This is a genomic window from Candidatus Planktophila sp., from assembly GCF_046070465.1.
Lineage (GTDB): Bacteria > Actinomycetota > Actinomycetes > Nanopelagicales > Nanopelagicaceae > Planktophila.
This window is the reverse complement of the sequence record NZ_JBJTMK010000039.1, coordinates 1-21,773: the sequence shown is the minus strand read 5'-3', so window position 1 is coordinate 21,773 and position 21,773 is coordinate 1. Positions and strand designations below refer to the sequence as shown.

Sequence of the window (21,773 nt, the reverse complement as noted above, 5' to 3'; positions counted from 1 at the left end):
GAAAGTCTTTTAAGTAGAAATGGAGAGTTCTATGAATGCGCTAGATCTCGCGAGATGGCAGTTCGCCATTACAACGGTCTACCACTTCCTCTTTGTTCCCATCACTATTGGATTAGGTTTCCTTGTGGCTGGGCTGCAGACAGCGTGGTACCGCAACGGAAATCTTAAGTATCTTCGTGCAACAAAATTCTTTGGAAAGCTGTTTCTGATCAACTTTGCCATCGGTGTTGTTACGGGAATCGTTCAGGAGTTCCAGTTTGGAATGAACTGGTCTTCATATTCACGATTCGTCGGTGACATCTTTGGTGCGCCACTTGCGATGGAAGGCCTGCTTGCATTCTTCCTCGAGTCCACGTTCTTAGGTCTATGGATCTTTGGTTGGGATCGACTTCCCAAGAAGGTACACCTTGCGACAATTTGGTTAGCATCTTTTGGAACAGTTCTCTCTGCATACTTCATCTTGGCGGCAAACGCATGGATGCAACATCCAGTTGGATATGTCATCAATGCTGAGAAGCATCGCGCAGAGCTGACAAGCATTGTTGAAGTTTTGACTCAGAAGACAGCGGTAGTGACCTTCTTGCACACGATCCCATCCGCAGCATTTGCGGCGGGTGCGTTTATGGCAGGAATTTCTGCTTATCTCATTCTGAAGAAGAAAGATGTTGAGATGGCACGACCAACCCTGAAGTTGGGGCTAGTCACAGTCATTATCTCCTTCTTACTCGTGAGCATTACAGGCGATGTCATCGGCAAGGTCATGACAGAACAGCAGCCTATGAAGATGGCAGCCGCTGAGGCTCTCTATGACACAACTGAATCAGCGCCATTCTCAATCCTGACTGTTGGAACACTCGATGGATCTCGCTCTGTATTCCAGATTGATATCCCAACCATGCTCTCCTTCTTGGCAACAGGTGACTTCGGTGCAACTGTAAAGGGAGTTAATGACTTGGAGGCCGAATACGATCAAACATACGGTCCCGGTGATTACACACCAAATATTCCTTTGGCGTATTGGTCATTCCGTTTGATGATTGGCTTCGGTGCGATTGCATTCTTCCTCGCAATCTTCACACTCTGGCGCACACGCAAGGGCGGTGAGCTTCCTCAAAGTAAGTGGTTCCTTCGCTCTATGCTGACAATGCCATTTATTCCACTTGCTGCGATCTCATTCGGTTGGATCTTTACCGAGACAGCGCGCCAGCCATGGACTGTCTTTGGATTGGCAAAGACTGCAGATGGTGTCAGTGCAGTTGTATCTGCAGGAAGTGTTCTCTTCACAATGATCGTCTTCACACTTCTCTATGGTGTTCTTGCTGTGATTGAAGTCGGACTCACTCTCAAGGTAATCAAGAATGGACCTGCTCCTGAAGTTGACTACGAGAATCCACAATTCGGAGGAAGCTCCGATAAGCCACTCGTGATGAGCTACTAGGGGGAATAGAAAATGTCATTTCAAACAACATGGTTCCTGCTGATTGCAGTTCTCTGGGTTGGATATTTCATCCTTGAAGGCTTCGATTTCGGTGTGGGAGTTCTACTTCCGTTCGTATCTAAGAATGAAGCTGATCGTCGCGCAGTGCTGACAACGCTCGGCCCAGTCTGGGATGGAAATGAAGTCTGGGTTCTTGTGGCAGGTGGTGCAACATTTGCCGCTTTCCCAGAGTGGTATGCAACTCTCTTCAGCGGTTTCTATCTACCGCTCTTCTTGATCCTGACATCTCTCATTGTGCGAGGAGTGGCCTTTGAATACCGCTCCAAGTACGGAAAAGCACAGTGGCGTCAGCGTTGGGATATCGCAATTGTGATTGCAAGCTTTATCCCAGCTCTTCTCTGGGGAGTCGCGTTTGCAAACATTGTTCGTGGAGTACCTATCGAGATGTCTGCAGATAAGAATCTCGAATATGTAGGTGGATTCTTTAATCTGCTTAATCCTTATGCACTCTTGGGTGGCGTTGTGACTCTCACGGTCTTCCTCACACACGGCGCGGTCTTCTTAGCTTTGAAGACTGATGGAGGAATCCGCGAGCGTTCACGAGCTCTGGCTCTCAAGCTTGGACTCGTTGCGGCAGTTGCTGCTGTGGCCTTCCTTGTATGGACAAATGTCATGTTGCCTGAGTTCAATAGCCTCGTCTTCGGGCTTTCAATTCTCGTTGCAGTCCTCTGGCTATCAGGGTTGTTCGCTGTGCTTAAGGTTCGCGAAGGTTGGGCATTTATCTTCTCTGCAGCAACAATCGCAACATTTGTTGCAACGTTGTTCTACGCCCTCTATCCACGAGTGATGCCAAGTTCTATTAGTTCAGAATTTGATCTCACTATTACCAACGCTTCAAGTACTCCATACACCTTGAAGGTGATGACCATCGTTGCGGTAATCATGACTCCATTGGTCTTGATTTATCAGGGATGGACTTATTGGGTATTTAGAAAACGCGTGAGCGCAACGCAAATCCAGAATCCTGAAGTTGGTATGTTGGATAGTGCGTGGCATTAAGAGCGCTTATATATTGGCGCTGTGAAGTCTAAAGATTTGCGACTACTGCTCTCAATGGGCAGTAGTCGCAAGCTTTTCTTCGGCGTAATTTTCGGTGCACTGTTCAATACGACGATCGTTATCGCAAATGGTTTTCTCATCGCTGCCGTGATTGTTGGATTGATATATCACCATCCCAATGTGTCGACTCATATAGCTGGGTTGGCAGCGCTCTGGCTCTTCCGAGCAATCTTTACATCGCAATTTGAGCGCTGGGCATCTGTACAGGCAGCCCATCTCAAGTCAGAGCTTCGCGTATCAGTTCTGATAACACCTGCAGCTTTACGAGCCGCACCATCTGCCCATCTTTCGACTCTTCTGATTAAGGGCGCAAATTCGCTCGATGTATATCTAGCAAGATTTCTACCGCAAATGTTTGGGGCTTCATTCACGCCGCTTGCAGTAATTATTGCTATCACCATTCTCGATCCCACATCTGCCTTCATAGCTGTTCTCACTTTGCCGATCATTCCTTTCTTTGGTGCGCTTATTGGTAGATATACAAATGATGCAGTCACTGCGAAATGGAAGTCGCTTGGCACTCTCGCGCATTACTTTGAAGATTCACTTCGCGGATTGCACACTCTTGCGATATTTGGTCGACATAAGTCACAAGGTGCACGGATCCAAGAGATGGGGGATAGGTACACCAGCGAGACAATGAAGGTTCTGCGCATCTCATTTCTCTCTGCCTTGGTTCTCGAACTTGCAGCAACTATCTCTGTCGCCCTTATTGCCGTCTCTATTGGAATTCGGTTAGTAAATAGCTCGATGGAATTCTTTCCTGCACTTGCAGTATTGGTTTTAGCTCCAGAGGTGTACTTTCCACTTCGAAACGCTGCATCGCTCTTTCACGCTTCAGCAGATGGTGGCGCAGCGCTTGCAGAAATCACAGAGCTGGTCAGAGATATTGAGCCGGACGCATTGGGCGACGAGAGGATCCAGGGCATCACTCGCCTTGAGTGGAGCAAATGGAGTTCTCCTTATGGCAGAGGTCAGCTAGCTGCTCAATCACTTTCAAGTGGAGATGTTCTTGTTATTCGCGGCGCATCGGGTTTAGGGAAGACTACTTTCCTTAATTCAATTCTCGGCCTCAATGCATACTCACAGGTTCGCATCAATGGGATTGATAGTTGTCAGATTGAAAGAGCATCTCTCTATCGAAACATTGGCTGGATTCCACAGAATCCAGCGCTCATTTCCGGAACGGTACGAGAGCTTTTTGCGCTTGTCCGTGCAGGGATTAGCGATGATGATATTGCTGATTTACTCAAACGTGTTGGGCTTCCGGTGGATTTACTACCCGATGGCTTGAATACACGAATCAGCGGGGCTGGTGAGAAGAGTGCACATCTTTCCGGTGGTCAGAAGCGCAGAATCGCAATAGCTAGAGCGCTCATGATTTCTCCGTCGCTGATTATTGCCGATGAACCGACAGCAGATTTGGATTCGCATTCTGCAGAGGAGATTCTTGCGCTTCTTCAAGAGCAATCAACTCAAGGTGCAATCGTGATTGCCATCTTGCATGCACCTGATCAATCAATCGCTGGCGCACGTGAGATTGAGATGGTGGAGCGATGAAACTATCCACTCGTACCTCATTCCTTTTGGCAATCGCGCTCGGTGCTTTTGCTCTCGTGGGCGGCACCGGACTCACTGTCTCGAGTGCATGGTTAATCACGATGGCTTCGCAACATCCACCTATCCTGGCGCTCAGTGTCGCGATTGTGCTGGTGAGATTCTTCGGAATCTTCCGTTCTGTAGCCAGATATGCAGAGCGAGTAATGAGCCATGAGGCTATTTTCAAGAAGCTCACCGGCGTTCGAGTTCAACTTTTTTCTGCATTTGCTTCCCGTATAAAAGGTGAGAGCTCCTCAGTTGCAACGCAGAGCAAGAGCGTGATTGACGATGTAGAGCGCGCACAAGAGTTTCATCTTCGCGTCACTTTGCCTGGATTATCTGCTGCCGCTGCAGGAGCGGTCACTGTGCTACTTGCCGCCTGGATTGATTCCACTGTGCTTGCCTGGTCGATTGCCCTGACGGTCATATTTCTTGTGGTCATTCCTGTCGTTGTTCGGAGAACGCTGGATCCAATTGCTACTGAGATTGAAACTCGAGAAAACATCCTTGCTGGAGAAGTGACCAACGCGGCAGATGCTCTCGTTGAGGCTGAGATATTCGGATATGCCGTGACCTATAGAGGGGAGCTGACACAATCAGCCCGCAAGCTTGCGCTATTAGAGAAGAGGAGCGCGGCTTATGTCTCCGTTTTGCAGTTCCTGACAATTGCATCGCTGGGAAGCGCGCTTGTTGGGATTGCTTTTACTTTCTATTACGAAAGAGAAATCCTTCCGATCCATATCTCTATGTCGGTATTCCTTATTCTCGTTGGGTTTGAGGGATACACATCATGGTTTCCGAACCTCTTTCCTGCAGGCAAGAACCGTCGAGCAAGTCAGAACGTTGCCGAGCTCGCGCGCTTCACGCAAGTCTCTCCCCAGGCAACTCAAATCCCTTTGGGATTCGCAATTAGTTTAGAAGCTTGCATTCCTTATTGGAGTGAGCAATTCCTTGCACCCCTGAGCCTTGATATCAAAGAGGGAGAAGTTCTTGTTATCGCGGGCCCAAGTGGAGTGGGTAAGTCAACATTAGCGTCGGCTTTCTTGGGTTTTGCTCAGTATTCAGGTTCTCTCACTATCGGTGGCGCACAAGTCTCTGAAATTGTGGAACCTCATCACTACATCACGGGAACTCTGCAACACGGACATATCTTCAATACAACTTTGCGCGAGAATCTCAAGATTGCAGCTTCGGAGGCTTCAGATCAAGAGCTCCAAGTCATCATCAACGAGTTCGAACTATCTGATATCGCACTTGATGAAGTATTAGGTGAATTCGGCCGCGTTCTATCTGGGGGAGAGGCTAAACGTTTGGCCGTTGCCAGAGCGCTCCTCTCGCCTGCTCCCATCATTATTCTCGATGAGCCACTAGAGCACCTCGATCACGAGCGCTCACAGCGCATACAAGCGGCAATCATGGAACTCTCACGCGGACGAACTTTGATTGTTATCACCCACGCACCATGGCTTCAATACTCGAGAAAGCTCGAGCTCACGAGAGAATAACGCCATGGCCACCTTCGACTCAAAGCTCAGCGGAGTTTTAGGCGATAAGACTGCAAAGGCCTTTAAAGAGTCATTTGGTTATACGGCCGTCGGAGATCTCCTTCACCACTTTCCACGCAGGTACTTAGTGCGAGGTGAACTCTCAGACATTGCAGAGCTCCAAGAAGGTGATGAAGCAACGATCCTTGCCGAGATTTTTAGCGTTCAATCCCGAAGGTTCCAGGCTCGTAAAGGCACGATGCTAGAAGTTGTAGTCACTGATGGAACAGCAAAACTCTCTCTCACATTCTTTAATCAGGCGTGGCGAGAGAAAGAGCTAAAGGTCGGAAGCAAAGGGCTCTTCGCCGGCAAAGTCGGCAAGTTCAATACCAAGATGCAGTTGACGCATCCCGATTATGAATTGATTCCAGATGGTGGCGATGAAGATAGTGCGGTTGCAGGATTTGCAGGTCGTTACATTCCCTTATATCCATCGACCGCAAAACTGCCTTCATGGAAGATTGCAAGTTGTATCGATATCGTTTTAGCTTCCTTGGATGAGGTTGAAGATCCAATCCCTGTATCGCTTCTGGAGAAGAATCATTACCCCACAATTCGCCAGGCACTTGAACAGATTCATCACCCGAATGATGTGGATGCAACCGAGCTTGCACGGGAACGCCTAACTTTCGACGAGGCACTCCTTCTTCAATTACTTCTGCTGAAGCGCAAAGATGAGCTTCGAAAGTTGGATGCCGTTGCGCGCCCTCATAAACCAGGTGGCTTGCTCGATGCATTTGATGCGCGCCTGCCCTTTAAGCTTACAGCTGGTCAGAAGATCGTTTCTGAGGAGATTGCAAAAGACTTAGCGGCTGCTCACCCTATGCACCGACTCCTGCAAGGCGAAGTCGGATCTGGAAAGACAGTGATTGCACTTCGCGCTGCACTTACTGTGATTGATAACGGAGGTCAAGTGGCACTACTTGCGCCTACTGAAGTGCTTGCAGCACAGCATCAACGAACTTTTCAAAAGCTTCTTGGAGAATTGGCGCAAGGCGGAATGCTGGGCAGCTCGGATCTCGCAACAAGCGTGGTGTTATTGACGGGTTCACAGAACACAGCAACGCGCAAAGAAGTTCTCTCGCAGATTAAGAGCGGTGGTGCAGGACTAGTTGTGGGCACTCATGCCTTGCTGAGCGATAGCGTTGAATTTAAGGAACTTGCTCTCGTTATTGTCGATGAGCAACATCGCTTTGGAGTAGAGCAACGCGATGCACTCAAATCAAAGGCGGAAGTGACCCCACACCTTCTTGTCATGACCGCCACGCCAATTCCACGAACTGTTGCGATGACCGTCTTTGGCGACCTCGATGTATCAACACTTCGTGAACTTCCACTGGGTCGCCAGGTAATTACAACTCACCTTGTTCCGGTTGAAGAGAAGCCACATTTTCTTGACCGCTCATGGCAACGAGTACGCGAGGAAGTTGAACAAGGGCATCAGGTTTATATCGTCGCACCACGAATTAGTGCAGATATCTCAGAAGACGCTGACTTTGAATTCCTGGAAGGAAGCGACTCATCTCTCTCTGCTGTTGAAGAGCTTGGACCAGAACTTCAATCAGGACCACTCCATGGTTTACGAATAGCACCGCTGCACGGACGTCAGAGTGCTGAAGTAAAAGACCAGACTATGAAGGCATTTGCCGATGGCGAAATTGATGTTCTCGTTTCAACCACGGTGATCGAGGTAGGCGTGGATGTGCCTAATGCAACGCTCATGGTGATTATGGATGCAGATCGATTTGGAGTCTCTCAGCTCCATCAGCTTCGTGGCCGTGTAGGTCGAGGCACTTCACCGGGACTCTGCCTTTTGGTGACAAAGTCATCAGCAGGGACTCCAGCACGTGCACGTTTAGAAGCTGTTGCATCAACGACTGATGGATTTGAACTCTCACGCATCGATCTCGAACAGCGCCGTGAAGGTGATGTTCTTGGTACACATCAATCCGGAACTCGTTCACACCTACGACTTCTTCGAGTTCTTCGTGACGAAGCGCTTATTGAAGTTGCTCGTAGCGAAGCGACCTTGTTGATCCAAGGTGGATTGAAGAAGCACTCTCTCTTGGAGGCAGCACTTCGGAAATTAGAGTTAGATACTGCTACTGAATTTATCGATAAGAGTTAGGGGAGAAGTCGATGCGTATTATTGCGGGAGCCGCTAAAGGTCGCCCTATTTCATCAGTTGCTTCAGCAACTCGCCCCACATCTGACCGCGCTCGTGAAGCGCTCTTCTCAACGTTGATGTCCGAGTTCGGTGATTTTGAGGGTTTGCGCGTGCTCGATCTCTACGCAGGTACGGGCGCCATAGCACTTGAAGCTCTCTCGCGCGGCGCAGCAATTGTTCATGCCGTTGAAAAGGATGAGGCCGCTGCAAAAGCAATCTCTGATAATTACGACAGCATCAAGAGCGCACAATTTGCTGGCATCTTCCATCTCTACACAATGGGTGCTCATAGATTCTTGGGTGATAAAGCCCAATATCAATACCACTTCATCTATATCGATCCGCCATACGATGTCGATGACATTGATATTGTCGAAACTTTGGTTCAACTTCGCGAAAACGGCTTCCTTCATCCGGATGCGATTATCGCTATCGAAAGAAATAGTCGAACTAAAGAGATTTCATGGCCCTATGGTTATGAAGAGATTCGCGTAAAGAATTATGGACAGGCAACTATTTTCTACGGAATTCCACTCTCCGATACGCCTGAAAATGGATAACTGGCTCTCATCTTGCTAGCGTTCTCCATATGAAGCGCGCGGTTTGCCCAGGATCCTTCGATCCCATCACATATGGTCATCTCGACATCATCGAGCGTGCCAGCAAGCAGTTTGATGAGGTCGTTGTAGCCGTCTTCGTTAACCGCAAGAAAGATGGCCTTTTCTCCGTAGAAGAGCGTCTCGATCTCATCAGCGCCAATGTCACTCAATTTAACAATGTAAAAGTTGATTCCGGCTCTGGCCTGCTCGTCGACTATTGCAAGGCAAATGATGTAGATGTCATTGTCAAAGGTCTTCGCGCTGTCACCGACTTCGATTATGAGCTTCAGATGGCACAGGTTCATACACAGGCTTCTGGGGTGGAGACGATGTTTATGGCGACGTCGCCTACTCACTCCTTCCTTTCATCATCTATCGTCAAGGAACTCGCCTACTACGGGGGCGATGTTTCAACGATGGTTCCAGCAAATGTCAATGCAGCGCTCAAGGCGCGTGCAGCTTCCCAGGCAAGTAAGTAAAAGAGGACGGTAGAGATATGTCTATGGATTCAATTGAAAAACTGAATACGGCAATCACTCTGATTGAAGAAGCTCGCAGCGTTCCGCTTTCTGCATCATGCGTTGTGCACCGCGGTGAAATCCTCGAGATTCTCGAAGGCGCTCGTGACATTCTGCCTACAGATTTACATACAGCTGAAGACATCATCGCCGAGCGAGATCGAATCATCGAAGAAGGTCGCAGCAGCGCCGAATCTATGATTGCTACTGCTCGTGAAGATGTTGCTCGCATGGTTGAACAAACAGCTATCGTTCAATCTGCACGCGATGAGGCGCAACGTATTCTTGATGACGCTCGTGATATCGCAGCCCAAGAACGAGAAGAAGTTGAGGCATACATAGATGGCCGTCTTGCAACTCTTGAGGTAATTCTCAATAAGACTATGGATGCTGTTGCACGTGGTCGCGAACGACTTGAAGGCGCAAACGATAAAGACGTCCTTTCGCAGCTCTCAGAAGATAATTGATTCATCGCTATGGCATCGAAGAAACCTGCTAACGAGGGAGCATTCCTTCTCAATACTCACGAACTCCCGCGTCGCGCTGGCGAGATGAAAGAGTACGAAATCGATATCGAGGCTCCATTCCGTGTTGGAGTTCCTTTGATTGCAGTGCCTGAAGGTGATGTCATTGAACTCGATGTACGCTGCGAGTCAGTAACGGAAGGAATTCTTGTTACAGCCGACATCTATGCAGTTGCAGAGGGCGAGTGCATTCGCTGCCTGGATCCCGTCGAACTAGTCATCGATCGCAAGATCCAAGAGCTCTATCGCTATGAACCTACTGACGATAAGGGTAAGAAATCTCGCAAGAAGGATGAAGAGATTGATGACCTCGATGAAGATGAAGTGCTCTTCGTTGAGGGCGAGCAAGTCAATCTCGAAGTGCCAGTCCTCGACGCGATTATTTTGAGCCTTCCAGTCAATCCACTCTGTGAAGAGGATTGCCTTGGCCTCTGCCCAGATTGCGGCGAAAAGTGGGAGAGCCTTCCAGAGGACCATGCCCACGATGTGGTCGATGCTCGCTGGGCCGGCCTCACAGGCCTCGATTTGGGTTCTTCCGGCCAATAGGCGATACTTACGCCATATCCGCTAGGCCGAGTTGGCTCAAGTGGCTCGAGTTAAAGGACGGTTACCGTGCCAGTACCAAAGCGAAAGATGTCTCGTTCAAAGACACGTTCACGTCGTTCAATGTGGAAGACAACAGTGGCATCACTTTCAAATTGCCCACAGTGCCAGCAGCCAAAGCTCAACCACGTTGCCTGCCCTACTTGTGGAACATACAACCGCCGTCAGGTTCTTGACGTCTAATTTGTATTCAGATCTCCTCAAGCAGATAGACGTCGAGATTGACGTTGAGCTGCTTGAGTTAGCTTTTACCCATCGCTCATTCGCATATGAAGCAGGATTAACTGCCACGAATGAGCGTTTGGAATTTCTGGGCGACTCTGTACTTGGAATGGTCGTCACTGAAGAGCTCTATCGCAAATATCCAGATCTCGACGAAAGTCGTTTATCTCCGCTACGTTCAGGCATCGTCAATATGCGCGCACTGGCTGATATTGCGCGCTCGCTTAATCTCGGTAAATACATCCGCCTTGGCAAAGGCGAAGAAGTCACTAATGGTCGTGACAAGAACTCACTTCTGGCTGATGCTCTCGAAGCGCTTATCGGAGCGATGTATATCTCTACAGGTTTTGAAAAGACATCGGCAGCGCTTTTGAAGTTGGTGGGTCCCACACTCAATAGCGCTATGGCGATGGGTGCAGGGTTAGATGGAAAGACGGCACTGCAAGAACTCGTTGCCTCCCTTGGAAAATCCACGTTGGAATATCAGGTCACTGAGAGCGGACCAGATCACGATAAGAGTTTTGAAGCCACCGCTATTGTCGGGGGAAAACCTGTCGCAACTGGAACAGGTAAGAGCAAGCGCGAAGCAGAGCAATCAGCTGCACGGTCTGCTTTCGAAATACTCAAACCCTCAAGTTGAAGTTGAGCTGAGTCGCGTTTATCTGTAAACCCAACTGCAAGGTAGGTTTGCGCCGTGTATTTGAAGAGTCTGACCCTTAAAGGATTTAAATCCTTTGCATCTGCGACGACCCTTCGTCTCGAACCTGGAATCACCTGTGTGGTCGGTCCAAACGGTTCAGGAAAATCAAATGTAGTTGATGCGCTCACATGGGTAATGGGTGAGCAAGGCGCAAAGTCACTTCGTGGTGGAAAGATGGAAGATGTCATCTTTGCCGGAACATCAGGTCGCGCACCACTCGGTCGCGCAGAGGTTGCAGTCACGATCGACAATAGTGATGGCGCACTCAATATCGATTACACCGAAGTAACAATCTCTCGAATTCTCTTCCGTAATGGACAGAGCGAATATCAAATTAACGGAGAAGCATCACGCCTTCTTGATATCCAAGAGCTCCTCTCCGACTCAGGTATCGGTCGTGAAATGCACGTCATCGTGGGCCAAGGTCAGCTCGACGCAATCTTGATGGCAACACCTGAAGAACGTCGCGCTTATATTGAAGAAGCTGCAGGCGTGCTGAAGCACCGTAAGCGTAAAGAGAAAGCCCTTCGCAAGCTTGATTCAATGCAAGCAAACCTAGCGCGCGTCAATGACCTTACCGTTGAACTTCGTCGCCAGTTGCGTCCGTTGGGCAAGCAGGCTGAAGTTGCAAAGAAGGCAGCAACTATCCAGGCAGATCTTCGTGATGCACGTCTTCGTCTCCTTGCAGATGATTACATCGCATTCTCAAAGACGCTCGATGCCGAGGTTGCTGATGAAAACGCGCTTCGCGAGCGTCGTGCAGAGGTAGAAGCTGAGTTGGAAAAGGCACGCAAGCGCGAGGAAGAGCTCGATGCTCAGGCAGCATTCGAAACTCCGATGTTGATTGCAGCGCAAGAGAACTTCTACAACCTCTCTGGTCTTCGTGAAAAATTCCGCAGCACGCAGTCTTTAGCGCAAGAACGTTCGCGTTTCCTTGCTGAAGAGGCAGAAGAAGCTCGCTCGGCAGGTCGTGATCCAGAAGCACTTGAAACAGAGGCTGCATCACTTCTTGAAGAAGAGTCACAACTTCGCCAAGAGACCGTTCAGGCAGAAACTGCCCTAGAAGAGGCAACGACAAAACTTGCACAACTGGAAGCCGCACTCAAGGCAGAGGAAGACACGATCGATGCAGCGCTTCGCGCCATTGCAGATCAGCGAGAAGGTACAGCGCGCCAAGAGGGACACATCAAATCTCTTGCAGCTCGACTCGAGGCAAATGCAGAAGAAATTGCACGCCTGACAACTGCACGCTCTGAAGCGCAATCTCGTGTCGATCAAGCCAAGGCCGCCTATAGCCAATTCGAAATGGAGATTGCTGGCGCAGATGCCGGCGAGCTCGGACTCGATTCACAATTTGAAATTGCTAAGAGCGCACTTGATACAGCAAAGAAGAAGCATGCAGAACTTGTAGATGCAGAGCGTGCTGCAGATCGCGAACGAAATGCTGTCGAATCAAAGCTTGAAGCTATGCGCATTACATCTCAATCACGCGATGGAGCAGCAGCACTTGTTCGTGACTCACGCGGCGTAAACCTTCTCGGAAGCATTGCATCCTTGATTCAGATTGATTCCGGATGGGAGGCAGCAACTGCTGCAGCTCTCGGAACACTTGCAGATGCAGTTGTAGTCCGCGATATCAAGGCAGCAGTTACAGCACTGACAACTCTTCGCAGTGAAAACCTTGGACAGGCAGATGTACTTGTATACGAGCCAGGTGCCCATTCATCGTCAAACGTTCCAGGCAACCTCACGTCCCTTCTTTCACATGTGCGCTCATCTGAGATCTCAGAGCTTCTCTCTCAGCTTCTTGGAAGCACTGTTGTCGTTGAGAATGCTCGCGAAGCTGAAGACATTTTGCGCGAGCATAAGGGCTTAACAGTTGTTACTCGTGATGGTGATGTCATCACAGCACATCGTGCACGCGGTGGTTCTGCATCATCTCACTCACTCGTTGAAATTCAAGCGCTCATCAATGGACTTGAGACAGAGGCAGAAGAACTCGTTCGCACATGCGACCGACTTAAGTTTGAAATTGCAACAGCAGCCGCAGAGGTCGATAGCAAGCAAGGCGACTTCGACGCAGCTTTGGCGCAGCTCAATGAGTCTGATGCACGTATTGCAGCTCTTACCGAACAGCTTGCAGTCTCAGGCCAGAACATGAAGTCAGCATCGGCTGAAGTTGAGCGTCTGACACAAGCGATCACAGAAGCATCCGCTGCAAAGTCCCGTGACGAGAACGAACTCGCCATTGCTCAATCTCAACTAGGTCAGCAAGGTGAAATCGCAGAACCCGATCGCACCCGCGCAGAGAGCCTTCGTGAACAAGTTTCTGCAGCACGTACTTCTCAGATGGAGTCACGTCTTGCAGTTCGAACATCTGAAGAGCGCGTGACATCAATTGCAGCTCGCGCACAATCACTGAAAGATGCGGCAAATGCCGAACGCGAAGCCTCAGAGCGCGCAGTGGCTCGACGAAGTGCGCGTGCGCGTGGTGCGGTAATTTCACAGGCAATCGCAGAAGCCGCATATGAAGCTTTGATTCACATCGAACGCTCTATCGCTAAGTCTTCAGCAGAACGTCAGCGTCTGGAAAGCTCTCGCACGGATCGCGATAGCGAGACTCTGACTGTTCGTACTCGCGGACGCGAACTCACCGCCGAGCTTGATCAACTCACCACAAGTGTCCATCGTGACGAAATTGCTCGCGCAGAACAGCGCATGCGGATTGAAGCTCTCGAGACGAAGGCTGTTGAAGAGCTCGGTATTGATATCCCAACTCTGATTGGCGAATACGGTCCTGACAAGGATGTACCAACATTTATCGAGACCGATGAAGGTGAAATTGTTGCGACCGAACTGATTCCGTACCGTCGCGACCAGCAGGAGAAACGCCTTGCTTCAGCCGAACGTTCACTGAATTTGCTCGGCAAAATTAACCCTCTTGCACTAGAGGAGTACAACGCACTTGAAGAGCGTTTGAAGTTCCTTGCAGAACAGCTCGAGGATTTGAAGCGCACCAAGAAGGATCTTCTCGACATCATCAAGGAAGTTGATGACAAGGTGCAAGAAGTCTTTATGGAGGCTTACACAGAAGTTGCAGCGCACTTCAAGGACATCTTCAGTCGCTTATTCCCTGGCGGAGAAGGAAAGCTCTTCCTCTCTAATCCAGATGATCTTCTCAATACAGGCGTCGATGTTGAAGCGCGCCCACCAGGAAAGCGCGTTAAGCGTCTCTCACTTCTCTCAGGTGGCGAAAAGTCTCTGACGGCAGTTGCTATGCTCGTTGCAATCTTTAAGTCACGTCCAAGTCCGTTCTATGTACTCGACGAAGTTGAAGCAGCGCTTGATGATGTCAACCTTGGTCGTTTGCTTGGCGTACTTGAAGAGATTCGTGAAAATTCACAGCTCATCATCATTACTCACCAGAAGCGCACCATGGAGATTGCGGATGCGCTCTATGGCGTAACAATGCGCGGCGATGGTGTCACTGAAGTTATCTCGCAGCGTCTTCGCGAGACTGCAAACGCCTAAGAGGTAAAGCCTGATGGGTCTCTTTTCGCGCTTTGTCTCAAAACTCAAAGGCGAATCCACTGCATCCATTTTGGATTGGGATGAACTCTCATCGGAGCTCCTTGCGGCAGATTTGGGTCCCGTTCTCGCTGAGAAGCTCATCGCGGAGGGTAAAAAGATTAAAGGCGATGATGCAGAAGGTGCTCTCCGCGAGATTCTGCAGTCACATCTATCTCAGAAAAATCGCGAGCTAGCCCAAGCTGCATCACCGGCAGTAATTCTGGTTGTTGGTGTCAACGGTGTTGGCAAGACAACATCTGTTGCAAAGTTGGCACAGTATTTAAAGAGCCAATCTCACTCATTGGTTTTAGGAGCGGCAGACACTTTTCGCGCCGCAGCAGTTGAGCAGCTTTCGACATGGGGTGCACGCGTTGGAGTTGATGTCGTTACAGGTAAGCATGAAGGCGAACCAGCGTCTGTTGCGTTTGATGCAGTAAAACGCGGCACGGATTCAGGTGCTGCATATGTGATCATCGATACCGCCGGCCGATTGCACACGAAGAACGATTTAATGGCAGAGCTCGGAAAGATCAAACGAGTCATAGAAAAGAGCGCACCCGTTGCAGAAGTTCTCCTTGTGATAGATGGAACAACTGGCCAGAACGGATTGATTCAGGCCAAGCTCTTTAGTGAAGCAGTTGAAGTTACCGGTTTGATTGTGACCAAACTCGACGGAACAGCCCGTGGGGGAGTAGCCCTTGCAATTGAGGACCAGCTCGATCTGCCTATTAAATTCATCGGCACAGGCGAAGGAATTGACGATTTTGCTCCATTTGAGAGCCAGAGCTATATCGATGGGCTCTTACGGGATTAACCTGACCGAAACATTTCTCGGCCTTTTGTTGCACCGCCTTAACTCTCTTTACCTCATTCTGTAACCCCACTTTGCGACCTTTCTCCTATCTCAATGGCGAGTTTTAGCGGTTTCTTCTTAAAAGTGAGGTTTAACAATGGGAGAAGTGGTTCTCAATAGTGGTGACACTGCCTTTATTCTCATCAGCAGTGCACTCGTCTTACTGATGACTCCAGGTCTTGCATTCTTCTACGGAGGAATGGTTCGCACCAAGAGCGTCCTTAACATGATGATGATGTCTATGATCACAATCGGTATCGTGAGCATTCTCTGGGTTATCTATGGATTTGAATTAGCTTTTGGCTACAAGGCCGAATCAGCATGGTACGGAAACTTCTCCCTCAGCGGCCTTGGGGGTGCTGTGAATGACTTTACAAATAATGGCGGCGTTTATCCGATTCCACTATTGGTATTTGCAGCTTTTCAGTTGATGTTCGCAATCATTACACCTGCACTTATCTCAGGAGCAATTGCCGATAGAACCAAGTTCATATCATGGTCAATCTTTGTCGCACTCTGGAGCACAGTTGTTTATTTCCCAGTGGCACACTGGGTATTTGCATTCGGAAATAAAGTGGGTGACGTTGTCACCGGAACTGGCTTCCTTGCTGGAAAAGGAATTGAAGATTTCGCTGGCGGCACCGCCGTCCATATCAATGCAGGTGCTGCAGGTCTAGCACTCGCTATCGTCCTGGGAAAGCGAATTGGATGGCGCAAAGATCCAATGCGCCCACACTCATTACCACTTGTCATGCTCGGCGCAGGTCTTTTGTGGTTCGGCTGGTTCGGATTTAATGCAGGTTCAGCGCTGGGAGCAAATGGAATTGCCGGTTTGGCGTTGATGAATACACAAGTCGCAGCTGCAGCAGCAATTGTTGGCTGGCTTGCAGTGGAGAAGATTCGCAATGGCCATGCAACATCGCTCGGTGCTGCATCAGGTGCCGTAGCAGGTCTGGTTGCAATTACGCCAGCATGTGCCTTTGTAGCTCCATGGGCTGCAGTTGTCATTGGATTTGTCGCAGGAATCCTCTGTGCACTAGCAGTGGGCTTGAAGTACAAGCTGGGCTTTGACGACTCACTCGATGTTGTGGGAGTTCACCTCGTTGGAGGAATTTGGGGCTCGCTCGCTATTGGACTCTTCGGTGCATCTGCGGTGAACAGCATCGGTCTCGATGGACTCTTCTATGGTGGTGGAACCACGCTCTTGGGTAAGCAAGCCCTTGGTGTTGCGCTCGTAGCTGGTTACTCGTTTATTGCGACTCTGATTATTGGTTTTGCAATCGAGAAGACCATTGGATTCCGCATCGCAAAGGATGCTGAAATCGAAGGAATCGATCTTAAAGAACATGCTGAATCAGCATACGAATATGCAAGCTCATCACGAGGAGGCGCAAACCTATGAAACTTATTACAGCAATTCTCAAGCCATTCAAGCTCGATGAAGTAAAGGATGCACTGCAAGCTGCTGGTATCACTGGCATGACCGTCTCTGAAGCGAGTGGCTTTGGTCGACAGAAGGGTCACACAGAGGTTTACCGAGGTGCTGAATACACCGTAGATCTCGTTCCAAAAGTTCGACTGGAAGTTCTCGTTGACGATGCTGACTCCGCCAATATCGTTGATGTAATCGTCAAGGCCGCAGGTACCGGATCAATCGGTGATGGAAAAGTCTGGACAACTTCGGTGGATCAAGTAGTCCGCGTTCGCACGGGAGAGCGCGGCCCAGACGCTATCTAGTCCTGACTGGATAGCGCCTAGTTCGACCATAGAATCTCATCATGGGTACACGAGAGAGGAGGTTGCGTTCTAACGAGCGCGACCTCCTAATCTCTGAATTATTCCTCGCGAGTGGTGCTGATTCGGAAGAGATGGCTATCGCCGCGGTCGGAAGCTTCGGTCGCGGCGAGCTATCTCCGGGTTCTGATTTAGATATCGTCATTCTTCATACAGGTTTTTACAAAATTGCCGAATTGACCGCAATCGTCAATGCAATTCTCTATCCGTTATGGGATCAAAAGATCAAGATAGATCACTCAGTGCGCACACGAACAGAGGTTCGCTCCGCTCTCGAAGATGATCTGAAAGTTGCGATGGGTCTTCTTGATATTCGTCTCATCTGCGGAAGCGCTGATTTAGTTGCCGACATTCAATCGATGGCGCTCGAAAGTTGGCGAAACGAAAGTAGCAAGTATCTTCCTCAGCTCGAAGCCACATTAGAAGAGCGCTATGAGCGTAATGGCGAGCTGGCCTATCTGCTAGAGCCAGACCTTAAAGAATCTCGAGGTGGCCTTCGAGATATCACCGCACTTCGTGCAATGAATACATCTGGCGCGATGACTCTTCCTATGGAACGTGTGAGCCAAGCTGAATCTCTTCTCTCCACCGTTCGTGAAACCCTTCACAACACAAGCGGCCGTGATAAAGATCGCCTGCTATTTGCCGAGCAAGACAAGGTTGCTGCGGTGTTGGGCTATTCAGATGCAGATGCACTCATGAGCGATGTTGCGCAATCAGCGAGAGCAGTTGATTACCTGATGCAAATGGCATGGCATCAATATCACCACAAGGGAAAAGATGGTCTGGGTCGATTCTTGCGTCGTGTACGTTCAACAACAATTGCTCCTGGAATCAGTGTCAGTAATAACGAGGTTGTGATTGATTCTACTTTTGATATCGATAGCGACCCAGTAATCGGATTACGTGCAGCTGCAACTGCCGCTCAACTTGGATTGAGACTCTCATTCGATTCACTTCGCATCTATGCTGATGCGTTAGATGCCGGGAGGGGAGCGCTTCCACATCCTTGGCCTCGTGAAGCTCGTGAATATCTCATTGCACTCATTGGAGCAGGTCCAGCGATGGTGGAGATCTTCGAAGCTCTCGATCAAGAGGAGATCATCTTCCATTGGATTCCTGAATGGGCAGGTGTGAGGTCTCTGCCTCAACGTAATGTCTTACATCGCCACACAGTTGACCGCCACATGGTCGAAACAGCTGTTGCTGCTGCAGCCCATACGCGTGAAGTGCACCGCCCTGACATCCTTCTCTTCACCTCTCTCTTTCATGACATCGGCAAAGGCACGGAAGAAGATCACTCCATCCGAGGCGAAGAGCTCATTAGGCCACTTGCCACTCGAATTGGATTCAACGAGAGGGACGTTGCCACAATCCAGACGTTGATTCGTCATCATCTTTTGCTCTCTGCGACAGCCACGCGACGCGACCTCGATGACCCAGCAACAATTTCGAGCGTTGCAGAGAACATTACCGATGTGGGAACTCTTGAATTGCTCCATGCGCTCAGCATTGCTGATGGCGTTGCTACAGGACGGGCAGCATGGAGTGATTGGAAGGCAACGCTTGTGAATGAACTTGTGCGCAAGACAAAACTTGCCATCACTGACAACACGATTACAGAGCAACCCGAGTTAACTCCCGACCAAGTAGCGCGTGCACAGTTGGGTCGCCTGGATGTCTCAATAGATGACCGTGGTGCCGTCTATGCCATCGAAGTCATTTCACCCGATAAGACCGGACTTCTTTCGATTGTCTCGGGCGTACTCAATCTCCTACGACTTGATGTACGAAGTGCTCGCACTAAGACCGTCGATCGCGTGGCAGTGATGGAGTGGATTGTGGTTCCTGATCCTCACGCCGATGTACTCACTCGGGAAACTCTCCACCGAGAGTTAGTGAAGGGCTTGGAGGCAGAAGAGAAATTAGCAGAGAGAATTAGAGATCGAATTGAGACCTACTCGCGCATGCCAACAATTCCTGTACCGCCGCCGATTGTTGAAACCTTTGCGGATGCTGCAACCGAGGCAACTGTGATTGAAGTTCGAAGCCATGACAGACCTGCTCTACTTTTCTCCATCGGCGACACAGTAAAGAAATGCAATATCGATATTAAATCTGCCATCGTTGCAACCCTCGGCGCAGAAGCAATCGACACCTTGTATGTGACTGATATTGGCGGGGGAGCGCTCACTCCAGAGCGAGCAGCAGAGGTTGCTTCACGTATTCAAACCTCTCTCACGTAGTACTTTTCTTCAGTACTATGGGCCACTATGTTCGATGCGCTCTCATCCAAGATTTCTGGAGTCTTTGGCTCTCTCCGCAATCGCGGCAAACTCTCATCGAGCGATATTGAGAATACCGCTTCCGAGATTCGCCAGGCCTTGCTTGAAGCAGATGTGGCGCGAGAAGTTGTCGATACCTTTATTGAGAAAGTCCAAGCCGGTGCACTGGAACTTTTGCCAACTCTGCAATCCGGAGTAAATCAGGCTCAGGCAATCTTCGAATTAGTAAATAAGGAACTCACTGAAATTCTCGGTGGGGGAGCGCGACGCGTTCGCTTCGCAAAGAACCCACCTACTGTCATTATGTTGGCCGGTCTTCAAGGCGCAGGTAAGACAACTCTTGCTGCAAAGCTAGCAAAGTTCTACAAGGATCAAGGTGATACGCCGATTCTTGTCGCGTCAGATCTTCAGCGCCCAAATGCTGTAAACCAACTCCAAGTTGTTGGTGAATCTGTTGGCGTTCCTGTCTTTGCGCCGGAGCCAGGAAATGGCATTGGAAATCCAGTAGAAGTTGCACGCGCTGGTGTTGAGTTTGCAAAGTCAAAGCTTCATAACATGGTCATTGTCGATACCGCAGGACGCCTCGGTGTTGATGAGGACTTGATGAAAGAAGCATCCGCAATTCGCGATGCAATCAATCCCAACGAAATCCTCTTTGTTGTCGATGCCATGATCGGACAAGATGCTGTTCGCACAGCGGAAGCTTTCCGTGAAGGTGTTGGCTTTGATGGAGTAGTTCTCACAAAGCTTGATGGTGATGCTCGTGGCGGCGCGGCTCTCTCTATCGCATCACTGACCGGACGTCCCATCATGTTCGTCTCCAACGGTGAGAAGATTGCCGATTTCGATATCTTCTATCCAGAGCGCATGGCCTCACGCATCCTTGGTATGGGCGATGTCGCAACTCTTGCTGAGCAGGCTCAGAAGGCCTTTAACCCTGATACAACGAAGAAGCTGGAAGAGAAGTTTGTAAAAGGCGAAGATTTCACGCTTGAAGATTTCCTTGAACAAATCGAGGCGATGTCGAAGATGGGCAGTATGGGCAAGCTTCTGGGAATGCTGCCTGGCGCAGGAGCTATGAAGAAGCAGATCGATAACTTCGATGAATCCGAACTCACTCGCACTAAGGCAATCGTTCAATCGATGACTCCGGCAGAACGTCGCGACCTCAAACTCCTCAATGGTTCTCGTCGCGCCCGAATCGCAGCCGGTTCTGGTCGCGCAGTTTCCGACGTCAACAAGTTGGTCGAAAAGTTCACCGCTGCCCAGAAGATGATGAAGCAGATGCGTGGGGGAAAGATGCCTGCCATGCCCGGTGGAATGGCCCTTCCTCCAGGAATGCCAATGCCTGCTACAGGTGGCACTCCCAGGATGAGCCAGCAGCCCCCTAAAAAGAAGTCTCGCTCCGGCAACCCTGCCAAGCGCGCTGCCGAAGAGGCTCAATAGGCCTCAACGCAAAGCCCTATGCTCGACCTAAAGGTCTTCGCACAGAGCCTTTGCTTTCTTCGCCCTCTTAAGCCTCTCTCGATTTCGTCTTAGACGGGGTTGGCTGGCAGAATAAGCCACCTGTTGCAGGGCCCTCTACCCCTACAACATCCAAATCCGCCGTCGGATGAACACAGCTACGCACCCCGCTGTAGCTAGTTCACGCTGACACACTTTTTTAGGAGCACCACCACTTTGGCTACAAAGATTCGTTTAATGCGTTTTGGAAAGATCCGTACACCGTACTACCGCATCGTCGTGACAGATTCACGCAAGGCGCGTAACGGTCTCTCAATCGAAGAGATCGGTCGTTATGTACCGGGACAAGAACCGTCAATCATTCAGGTTAACTCTGAGCGCGCTCAGTACTGGCTCGGCGTTGGCGCACAGCCAACTGAAGCAGTTGCGGCACTGTTCAAGGTGACTGGCGATTGGCAGAAGTTCAAGGGTCTTCCAGGAACAGAAGGAACACTCAAGGTTGCAGCACCAAAGCCAGCTAAGAGCATTGCATACGAGGCAGCTGTTAAGGCAGCGGCATCAGAGCCTGCAGAAGGCGCAACAACTCTTAAGAAGAAGGCACAGGAGAAGTTGGCTGCGAAGTCAGCTCCTGTAGTTGAAGAGGCTGCACCAGCACCAGTTGCTGAAGTGTCCGAGCCAGAGACAGACAATGCTGTGGCAGAGGTTCCAGCTGAAGTTGTAGAGACAGAAGCTGCGGTTGAAACCTCAGCAGAAGAAGCAGCAGCAGAATAATTA

Annotated in this window: 18 protein-coding genes; all 18 read left to right on the top strand. The window is 49.8% G+C overall.

The window, feature by feature from the left end:
- The first annotated feature begins 31 nt into the window (after nt 1–31).
- Complete coding sequence (locus tag ACKOVI_RS02030) at nt 32–1,438, top strand: cytochrome ubiquinol oxidase subunit I (RefSeq protein WP_509602335.1); 1,407 nt, start codon at nt 32–34, stop codon at nt 1,436–1,438.
- 12 nt (nt 1,439–1,450) lie between these two features.
- Nucleotides 1,451–2,497: a cytochrome d ubiquinol oxidase subunit II gene (gene cydB, locus ACKOVI_RS02025; RefSeq protein ID WP_509602333.1), complete on the top strand. Its 1,047-nt coding sequence runs from the start codon at nt 1,451–1,453 to the stop codon at nt 2,495–2,497.
- 21 nt (nt 2,498–2,518) lie between these two features.
- Nucleotides 2,519–4,117, top strand: a complete 1,599-nt coding sequence (locus ACKOVI_RS02020; RefSeq protein WP_509602331.1) for an ABC transporter ATP-binding protein/permease — start codon at nt 2,519–2,521, stop codon at nt 4,115–4,117.
- Nucleotides 4,114–5,661, top strand: a complete 1,548-nt coding sequence (locus ACKOVI_RS02015; protein ID WP_509602329.1) for an amino acid ABC transporter ATP-binding/permease protein — start codon at nt 4,114–4,116, stop codon at nt 5,659–5,661. Before ACKOVI_RS02020 ends, ACKOVI_RS02015 begins: the two co-directional genes overlap by 4 nt.
- 4 nt (nt 5,662–5,665) lie before the next feature.
- Nucleotides 5,666–7,828, top strand: coding sequence for an ATP-dependent DNA helicase RecG (gene recG / locus ACKOVI_RS02010; protein ID WP_509602327.1), 2,163 nt, complete (start codon nt 5,666–5,668; stop codon nt 7,826–7,828).
- Between the two features lie 11 nt (nt 7,829–7,839).
- The gene (gene rsmD / locus ACKOVI_RS02005; RefSeq protein ID WP_509602325.1) at nt 7,840–8,427 is read left to right on the top strand and encodes a 16S rRNA (guanine(966)-N(2))-methyltransferase RsmD; all 588 of its coding nucleotides are present in this window, start codon (nt 7,840–7,842) and stop codon (nt 8,425–8,427) included.
- A gap of 29 nt (nt 8,428–8,456) precedes the next feature.
- Nucleotides 8,457–8,945: a pantetheine-phosphate adenylyltransferase gene (gene coaD, locus ACKOVI_RS02000; protein WP_509602323.1), complete on the top strand. Its 489-nt coding sequence runs from the start codon at nt 8,457–8,459 to the stop codon at nt 8,943–8,945.
- 17 nt (nt 8,946–8,962) lie between these two features.
- Complete coding sequence (locus ACKOVI_RS01995; RefSeq protein ID WP_509602321.1) at nt 8,963–9,451, top strand: ATP synthase subunit B family protein; 489 nt, start codon at nt 8,963–8,965, stop codon at nt 9,449–9,451.
- Nucleotides 9,452–9,460: 9 nt separating this feature from the next.
- The gene (locus tag ACKOVI_RS01990) at nt 9,461–10,054 is read left to right on the top strand and encodes a YceD family protein (RefSeq protein WP_509602319.1); all 594 of its coding nucleotides are present in this window, start codon (nt 9,461–9,463) and stop codon (nt 10,052–10,054) included.
- Between the two features lie 66 nt (nt 10,055–10,120).
- On the top strand, nt 10,121–10,294 hold the full coding sequence (gene rpmF, locus ACKOVI_RS01985) for a 50S ribosomal protein L32 (RefSeq protein WP_509602317.1): 174 nt from the start codon (nt 10,121–10,123) through the stop codon (nt 10,292–10,294).
- Between the two features lies 1 nt (nt 10,295).
- Nucleotides 10,296–10,973, top strand: a complete 678-nt coding sequence (gene rnc / locus ACKOVI_RS01980; protein WP_509602315.1) for a ribonuclease III — start codon at nt 10,296–10,298, stop codon at nt 10,971–10,973.
- 54 nt (nt 10,974–11,027) lie between these two features.
- A complete protein-coding gene (gene smc / locus ACKOVI_RS01975; RefSeq protein ID WP_509602313.1) occupies nt 11,028–14,564 on the top strand; it encodes a chromosome segregation protein SMC in 3,537 nt (1,178 codons plus the stop codon).
- 13 nt (nt 14,565–14,577) lie between these two features.
- On the top strand, nt 14,578–15,417 hold the full coding sequence (ftsY, locus tag ACKOVI_RS01970; RefSeq protein ID WP_509602311.1) for a signal recognition particle-docking protein FtsY: 840 nt from the start codon (nt 14,578–14,580) through the stop codon (nt 15,415–15,417).
- Nucleotides 15,418–15,553: 136 nt separating this feature from the next.
- Complete coding sequence (locus tag ACKOVI_RS01965) at nt 15,554–16,858, top strand: ammonium transporter (protein WP_509602309.1); 1,305 nt, start codon at nt 15,554–15,556, stop codon at nt 16,856–16,858.
- On the top strand, nt 16,855–17,193 hold the full coding sequence (locus tag ACKOVI_RS01960) for a P-II family nitrogen regulator (protein WP_509602307.1): 339 nt from the start codon (nt 16,855–16,857) through the stop codon (nt 17,191–17,193). The genes ACKOVI_RS01965 and ACKOVI_RS01960 overlap by 4 nt, the downstream gene beginning before the upstream one ends.
- A gap of 41 nt (nt 17,194–17,234) precedes the next feature.
- Nucleotides 17,235–19,496 (top strand): [protein-PII] uridylyltransferase, encoded by a 2,262-nt coding sequence (locus ACKOVI_RS01955; RefSeq protein WP_509602305.1) that lies wholly within the window; start codon nt 17,235–17,237, stop codon nt 19,494–19,496.
- Nucleotides 19,497–19,523: 27 nt separating this feature from the next.
- Nucleotides 19,524–20,981 (top strand): signal recognition particle protein, encoded by a 1,458-nt coding sequence (ffh, locus tag ACKOVI_RS01950; RefSeq protein WP_509602303.1) that lies wholly within the window; start codon nt 19,524–19,526, stop codon nt 20,979–20,981.
- 234 nt (nt 20,982–21,215) lie between these two features.
- A complete protein-coding gene (rpsP, locus tag ACKOVI_RS01945) occupies nt 21,216–21,770 on the top strand; it encodes a 30S ribosomal protein S16 (RefSeq protein WP_509602301.1) in 555 nt (184 codons plus the stop codon).
- Nucleotides 21,771–21,773: the final 3 nt, after the last annotated feature.